The organism is Actinophytocola sp., from assembly GCF_045807065.1.
GTDB lineage: Bacteria > Actinomycetota > Actinomycetes > Mycobacteriales > Pseudonocardiaceae > Actinophytocola.
In genome coordinates this window covers 1-7,200 of record NZ_JBJMIE010000623.1, presented here as the reverse complement: position 1 = coordinate 7,200, position 7,200 = coordinate 1, and the positions used below count along the sequence as shown (strand labels likewise).

The 7,200-nt window shown below is 68.9% G+C and carries 6 protein-coding genes and 1 pseudogene; 6 read left to right on the top strand and 1 reads right to left on the bottom strand.

Features of this window, described 5'->3' with window-relative positions; translation table 11 throughout:
- The 3 genes from dapF to ACJ73U_RS36395 all read left to right on the top strand — a co-directional run.
- Nucleotides 1-711: diaminopimelate epimerase (dapF, locus tag ACJ73U_RS36405; protein ID WP_407782298.1), on the top strand; the 711-nt coding region annotated here is incomplete at its 5' end.
- A gap of 72 nt (nucleotides 712-783) precedes the next feature.
- Entirely contained in the window at nucleotides 784-2,235 is a 1,452-nt protein-coding gene (gene hflX, locus ACJ73U_RS36400) for a GTPase HflX (RefSeq protein ID WP_407782297.1), read from the top strand.
- Nucleotides 2,236-2,257: 22 nt separating this feature from the next.
- Complete coding sequence (locus ACJ73U_RS36395) at nucleotides 2,258-3,313, top strand: hypothetical protein (RefSeq protein WP_407782296.1); 1,056 nt, start codon at nucleotides 2,258-2,260, stop codon at nucleotides 3,311-3,313.
- A 60-nt stretch (nucleotides 3,314-3,373) separates the two neighbouring features.
- Here ACJ73U_RS36395 and lexA read toward each other — a convergent pair whose 3' ends face one another.
- Complete coding sequence (gene lexA / locus ACJ73U_RS36390; protein WP_407782299.1) at nucleotides 3,374-4,069, bottom strand: transcriptional repressor LexA; 696 nt, start codon at nucleotides 4,067-4,069, stop codon at nucleotides 3,374-3,376.
- 276 nt (nucleotides 4,070-4,345) lie between these two features.
- On the opposite strand from lexA, the gene ACJ73U_RS36385 reads away from it, so the two are divergent.
- The 3 genes and pseudogenes from ACJ73U_RS36385 to ACJ73U_RS36375 form a co-directional block, all read left to right on the top strand.
- Nucleotides 4,346-4,780 (top strand): LysM peptidoglycan-binding domain-containing protein, encoded by a 435-nt coding sequence (locus ACJ73U_RS36385; protein WP_407782295.1) that lies wholly within the window; start codon nucleotides 4,346-4,348, stop codon nucleotides 4,778-4,780.
- Between the two features lie 1,222 nt (nucleotides 4,781-6,002).
- Complete coding sequence (nrdR, locus tag ACJ73U_RS36380; RefSeq protein ID WP_407782294.1) at nucleotides 6,003-6,467, top strand: transcriptional regulator NrdR; 465 nt, start codon at nucleotides 6,003-6,005, stop codon at nucleotides 6,465-6,467.
- Between the two features lie 116 nt (nucleotides 6,468-6,583).
- Nucleotides 6,584-7,200, top strand: a pseudogene (locus tag ACJ73U_RS36375) (vitamin B12-dependent ribonucleotide reductase); the annotation flags it as partial.

The following is a 7,200-nucleotide window of genomic DNA, read 5'->3' as shown; positions in this document are numbered from 1 at the left end:
GGCGCCGACGGCGTGCTGCGGGTGGTCCGGGCCGAGAACGACCCGGATGGCAAGGAAATGGCAGCCGAGGCGGAGTTCTTCATGGACTACCGCAATGCCGACGGCTCGATCGCCGAGATGTGCGGCAACGGCGTACGCCTGTTCGCCCGCTACCTGGTCGACGCCGGCCTGGTGCACGAGCCCGAGTTCACCATCGGCACCCGCGCCGGCACCCGGAAGGTGACCGTCACCGACGACATCACCGTCGAGATGGGCCCGGCCAGGGTCACGGGTACGTCGCTGGCCACGGTCCGAGGCGGCACGGTCGCCGGGGTCGCCGTCAACGTCGGCAACCCACACCTGGTGTGCGTGCTCGAGGACGTGGACAAGCTCGCGTCCCTGGACCTGACCGTCCAACCGCTCTACGACCCGGACGTCTTCCCCGAAGGTGTGAACATCGAGTTCGTGTTCGTCGAGGCCCCTGACCGGCTGCGCATGCGCGTGCACGAACGGGGCGTCGGCGAGACCCGGTCGTGTGGCACCGGGACGGTGGCCGCGGTCACCGGCGTGCTGTTCACGCGCGGTGAGCACCGCGGCGCCGCCACGGTCGACGTGCCGGGCGGACGGGTGCGCGTGACGGTCGCGCCGGATGGCGCCACCCTGTCCGGACCAGCGGTTTTCACCGCCCGCGGCGAGCTGGACCAGGTTTGGTGGGACGGGCTCGGGGAATAACTCGCTCGATCCGGTCGCTGAACCATGCGAACATGGGTTCACAGAAGGCGACTGAACGGAGGGTCTCACCGAGTGACAGAGAATCTCAATCATCAGCAAGCCGAAGACGGGTTGACTGACCTGGCTGAGCTCTCTGTTGGTGAACTCGAACTCTCCGACCGCGCCGCGCTCCGGCGCGTCGCCGGGTTGTCCACCGAGCTGGCGGACATCACTGAGGTCGAGTATCGCCAACTCAGGCTCGAAAAGGTCATCCTCGTCGGCGTCTGGACCGAGGGCAGTGCCGAGCAGTCCGAGGCGTCCCTCGCCGCGCTGGCCAGGCTCGCCGAGACCGCCGGTTCCGAGGTCCTCGAAGGGCTCGTGCAACGGCGCGACCGGCCCGACCCGTCCACCTACATCGGCTCCGGCAAGGTCACCGAGCTGTCCGGCGTGGTTGCCGCGACCGGCGCCGACACGGTCATCTGCGACGGGGAGCTCTCGCCGTCGCAGCTGCGCCAGCTGGAGGCGAAGCTCAAGGTCAAGGTCATCGACCGGACCGCGCTGATCCTGGACATCTTCGCGCAGCACGCGCGGTCCCGGGAGGGCAAGGCCCAGGTCGAGCTGGCCCAGCTGCAGTACTTCCTGCCCCGCCTGCGTGGTTGGGGTGAGGCGCTGTCCCGCCAGGCCGGTGGCCGTGCGGGTGGCGGCAACGGCGGCGTGGGTCTGCGTGGTCCCGGTGAGACGAAGCTGGAGACCGACCGGCGGCGCATCCGGCACAAGATCTCCAGGCTGCGCAAGCAGATCGGCGCGATGGGCACCGTGCGGGACACCAAGCGGAGCCAGCGGCGGGCCAACCTCGTGCCGAGCGTCGCGATCGCCGGGTACACCAACGCCGGCAAGTCGAGCCTGCTCAACGCGCTGACCGGTGCGGGCGTGCTGGTGGAGGACGCGTTGTTCGCCACCCTGGACGCCACCACGCGCCGGACCACCACGCCGGACGGGCACGTCTACACGCTGACCGACACCGTCGGGTTCGTGCGGCACCTGCCGCACCAGCTGGTCGAGGCGTTCCGCTCCACGCTGGACGAGGTCGCCGACTCCGACCTCATCCTGCACGTGGTCGACGGCTCCGACCCGAACCCGGAGTGGCAGGTCGAGGCCGTGCGCGAGGTCCTCGGCGAGATCGCCGACCGGCGCGACGAGGCGCTGCCGACCGAGCTGGTCGTGGTGAACAAGACCGACGCGATGGACCAGCTGGCGCTCGCCCGCCTGCGCCACCTGCTACCGGCCGCGGTGTACGTGTCCGCGCACTCCGGCACCGGGATCGAGGAGCTGCGGGAGCGGCTGGCCGAGCTGCTGCCACGCCCCGAGGTCCAGGTCGACGTGCTCGTGCCGTACGCGCGGGGTGAGCTGGTCGCCCGCGTGCACCGCGACGGCGAGGTCCTGGCCGAGCGGCACACCGAACACGGCACCGAGCTGACCGCGAAGGTCAAGCCGGACCTGGCCGGGGTGCTGGAGAGCTACATCGTCAACGGCACCTCCGCGTAGATCCCGCTACCGTGGGTTCCTGATGGGGCTCACGGGAGGTGTGCGGGTGCGGTCGGTGACGCTTGCGGTCCTGCTGGGGCTGCTCCTCGCGGCCCCAGCAGCGGCCGATCCGGTGCCCGCACCCGTCCCGGCGTGCACGATCACCGACCCCCGGCTGGCTGAGCTGTCCGGTCTCGTGGCCGACGACCAGCACTGGTACGCCATCGACGACGGCGGCACGTCCGCGAAGGTGTGGGTGCTCGGCAAGGACTGCCAGGTGCAGGACTCGATCACCGGCGCGGTCGACCCCTACGACGTCGAGGACCTCGCGCGCGGCGCCGACGGCACGTTCTGGCTGTCCGACACCGGCGACAACGACGAGGACCGCGACACGATCGCGTTGATCTCGCTGACCCCCGCCGGCGACACCGCGCTGTACCGGCTCACGTACCCGGACGGCAAGCACGACGCGGAGGCGTTGCTGCTGGACCGTACCGGCGTCCCGTACGTCATCACCAAGACCCCGCTCGGCACCGCGGGTGTGTACCGGCCGACCGGGCCACTCGCGTCACCGGGGCCGACGCCGCTGGAGAAGGTCGCGAGCCTGCGGCTGACCAGCACGGGAACGCCCGGCGGACCGCTGCCGGGCGCGGTCGGCTCGGTCCTCGTGACCGGCGCGGCGACCAGTGCGGACGGCACGGTGATCGCCGTGCGGACCTACACCGACGCGTACCTGTTCCCGGTGTCCGACGGGGACATCGTGAAGGCGTTGTCGGCGACGCCGGTGCGGGTGCCCCTGCCGAACGAGCCGCAGGGCGAGGCCATCGCCTTCCAGCCGGACGGCTCGCTCGTGTCCGGCTCGGAGACGGGACGGGACGACGCGACGCAGAGCATGAACGTGGTGGCGGGCGCGGCGGCGGTCGCGGCACCGAAACCAGCGCCGTCCAGGACGGCCGAGCCGAAGTCGGCGTCCGGTGTCTCCGCCGCTCCCGAGAAGAAGGAAGGCCTCCCGGTCATCCCGGCGGTCGCCGTGACGGTTGCCGTTATCGGGGCGATCTATTTGCTGTTCCGATCTTCGCGCCGGAGTCGGACGCGTTGACGAAATGCCGCGGCGACCGTGGGGGAGGCGGGCTGTTGCCACGGTCGCCGCGCGGCATTTCTAGAGCCGGCGCAATACGGCGACGACCTTGCCGAGAATCGTGGCGTCGTCACCGGGAATCGGTTCGTACGCCTCGTTGTGGGGCAGCAGCCAGACGTGCCCGTCCTCGCGCTTGAACGTCTTGACGGTCGCCTCGCCCTCGATCATCGCGGCGACGATCTCGCCGTTCTCGGCCGTGGGCTGTTGCCGCACCGCGACCCAGTCCCCGTCGGTGATCGCCGCGTCGACCATCGAGTCACCGGCGACCCGGAGCAGGAACAGCGATCCCTCGCCGACGATCTCCTTGGGCAGCGGGAAGACGTCCTCGACGGCTTCCTCCGCGAGGATCGGCCCACCGGCGGCGATGCGACCGAGGACGGGCACGTCCACCGCGGCGTACCTGCTCGTCGGCGGCGTCTCGAGCGCGGCCGCCGCCGTGACCGCGGCCGGGTCGACGTCCGCCGGCAGCACCCCGATGGCCCGCGGCCGGTTGGGGTCCCGCCGCAGGTAGCCCTTCTGTTCCAGCGCCCGCAGCTGGTAGGCGACGGAGGACGTGGACGTCAGGCCGACCGCCTCGCCGATCTCCCGGACACTCGGTGGGTAGCCGAACCGCTCCACCCACGTGCGGATCACCTCGAGGACCTCCCGCTGGCGGACGGGCAGGTCCTCCCCGTCCGGTTGCGCGACGTCGGGGAAACTGCGTAGGTTGCCCCGCAACGGCTTCCGCTTGGGTACGCCCTTCGGTATTCCTCCTGGTTTGCGTGGCACTGCATGGCCTCCCTGCGTGCCGGCGCGCCGTGCGTGGCGGCCGGAATGTTCGTGTTCGTCTTCGACGTTATCCGTAGGTCACCTGGAGATCAAACACCTGTTCGACGACACGCCGGACGGGTCTCGTTTTTTGTCGGTGCCCCGTGGTACAAAATCGCACGGAGGTTCGATCGAACTGCTGTTCGACCTTCGCGCGAGTGTTCGATGAGTGGTCAGGAGGCATCTATGAGCGCGACGACCCACAAGCCTGAGGTCGAGGCCCTGGTTCCGGTTCCGCGCACGAGGCCGGTCGTGCGTCGCGTGGCGCCGGGCCGGCCCCCGACACGACGTGCGCGGGTGGCTGGCGCGCCTCGGGTGCTCGCCCGGCGCTCCTGCGCGCCGCAGGGGCCCCGGCTTTCACTCGTCTGGGTGTTGGCGGTGGCGTCGGTCGCGTGTGCGGCGGTACTCGGACTGGGGGCGTTGGCGTCCTCGACCGCGCCCGTCGTGCCGTCGACGACCAAGGTCGTGCGGGTGTTGCCGGGGGAGAGTCTGTGGGAGCTGGCCGGGCGGGTGGCGCCTTCGGCGGATCCTTCGGCCGTGGTGGAGCGGATCGAGGAGTTGAACGGGATCGATGGGGGTGTGGAGCCTGGGCAGCCGTTGACTGTCCCGTTCTCTCGGTAATTGGTCTGGTGGTGTGGGCCGGGGTGGCCGGGGTCGGGGGTGGGGGCGGTCCGGGGGCGGGGAGGGGTGTGGGGCGGGCTTGGCAAGGGTGCGGTTTGGTCAGGCCCGGTTGTTGGTGTGGGGTGGCGGGCTTGGCGAGGGTGCGGTTTGGTCAGGTCCAGTTGTTGGTCTGCGGTGGCGGGCTTGGTAAGGGGTGTGGTTTGGCGGGTCCGGTTGTTGGTGTGGGGAGGGCTTGGCGCGGGGTGTGGTTTGGTCAAGCCCAGTTTGTGGGCGTGCGGTGGGGGCGAGTTGTGGCTTCGCTGCCTAGGTTGTCGTTCTGCTAGCCCCGTTTTCCGCACATGATCGAGTTTTGGCTGATCACGATCTTGAGTCGGAGCAGCGTCCCGATCATCGCCGCAGGTCAACGGCCATGTACGGAATACCCGGCTAACGGCAGTCCGTTGTGGTTGCTTTGTGCTTGCCTGGTTGGCGCATCGCCTGTTGCTGTTGGCTAGTTGCTGTTGGCCTGACGCTTGTCGCCTTCCGGTCCATTTCTTGGTGTCTCCTTGCTCGCGGCTCTTCGCCCTGCTGGTCCGCCTTCTATGGCTGCCCTGCCTGTCTGGTGGGCATGTTCGATCGCCTCCCTGCCGCTTCCGCTGCTGGGCCTCTTTCGGCCACCGTGACTGTCCTGTGTGTCATTCGACCCCGCCCTTTGCGCGGCACCTCCGATATCGTCCTTTTTCTGCCCCTCGATGTTCGCCTCTCGCCTCGCCTCGCCTCGCTTCTTGCCGTTCGCCTGTCGCTATTCGCCTTCTGCGCCTTGCTCTCCTGCTCTTGCTCCCTTGGTCGTTGTGGTCGGTTCCCTGCCGTCGCTGTGCTCATGCGGCTACCTTCTTCCCCGCTGTCGTTCGTCCACTCGGCTCCACTACCTCGAGCCACGCGGCGACCTCCCACCGCTGTGGCCGGCCCCCTGGTCTGACCGCCGCCCCGGCTTCGGAGCCCGCACCCGGTCCGGGTTAGCCTCCCCCTTCGGTCACCTGGGGGACTTGCCGCCGCTCGCAGTGGCATGCGTCACGACGGTTGCTCGGCCCGCGTGTCGCGTCCGTGTCGACTTGCATCATGTGGCGTCTAGGCCTACCGTCGACCCCAACATCTAGTAGTTACAGTGCTGTAGTTCATCCACAGGTTGGGGTGGACTTGTCCACTAGTTGTCCACAAGTTGATCACCAGGTTGGGGTGACCCGTGCGCTGTCCGTTCTGCCGCCACTCGGATTCCCGGGTCGTCGACTCCCGCGAGGTGGACGACGGGCAGGTCATCCGGCGGCGGCGGTCATGTGCAAAGTGCAGTCGGCGGTTCACCACCGTCGAGGAGGCGGTGTTGGCGGTCGTCAAGCGGTCCGGGGTGACCGAGCCGTTCAGCCGCGAGAAGGTGGTCACGGGGGTGCGCCGCGCCTGCCAGGGGCGGCCGGTCGACGAGGACGCACTCCAGCAGCTGGCGCAGAAGGTCGAGGACACGATCCGGTCGACCGGTGCCGCCGAGGTGCCGAGCCACGAGGTGGGCCTGGCGATCCTGGGTCCGCTGAGGGAGCTGGACGAGGTCGCCTACCTGCGCTTCGCCAGCGTCTACCGGAGCTTTTCGTCCATTGAGGACTTCGAGAAGGAGATCGCCGGGCTGCGCAAGGCGATCGATCAGGGCAAAGAGGAATGAGTAGAAGCCGCACCAGACGGCGCTACGCGGTGGGCAGAAGGTCACGTCGGACGGTGGATCCGTACACGGGAGCGAGCGCGGCCACACCGACATTTGCGAGTAACGAGGGAGAGGTCATGACGGAGACGGTGGAGACCGATCAGGGGGCACCGGCAGTACAGCGGCTCACGATCGAGCGCGTGTACACCACCCAGGGCGTGCACCCGTACGACGAGGTCACGTGGGAACACCGCGACGTGGTGATGACCAACTGGCGGGACGGCTCGGTCAACTTCGAGCAGCGGGGTGTCGAGTTCCCCGAGTTCTGGTCGGTCAACGCCACCAACATCGTCACCAGCAAGTACTTCCGCGGTGCCGTGGGCACGCCGGTCCGCGAGCACTCGCTCAAGCAGCTCATCGACCGCGTCGTGAAGTCCTATGTGGATGCCGGGGTCGAGCACGGCTACTTCGCCACCCAGGACGACGCCACGATCTTCGAGCACGAGCTGACCTGGATGCTCCTGCACCAGGTGTTCAGCTTCAACTCGCCCGTGTGGTTCAACGTCGGCACCAGCTCTCCCCAGCAGGTCAGCGCCTGCTTCATCCTGGCCGTCGACGACACGATGGAGTCGATCCTCAACTGGTACCGCGAAGTGGGGCTGATCTTCAAGGGCGGGTCGGGCTCGGGGCTCATCCTCTCGCGCATCCGGTCGTCGAAGGAGCTGCTCTCCTCCGGCGGCACGGCCTCCGGGCC

Bases quoted from the DNA above. Each gene is read 5' to 3' on its own strand.
- ACJ73U_RS36395 (WP_407782296.1), top strand. From the start codon at position 2,258: ATGGGGCTCACGGGAGGTGTGCGGGTGCGGTCGGTGACGCTTGCGGTC.
- ACJ73U_RS36385 (WP_407782295.1), top strand. From the start codon at position 4,346: ATGAGCGCGACGACCCACAAGCCTGAGGTCGAGGCCCTGGTTCCGGTT.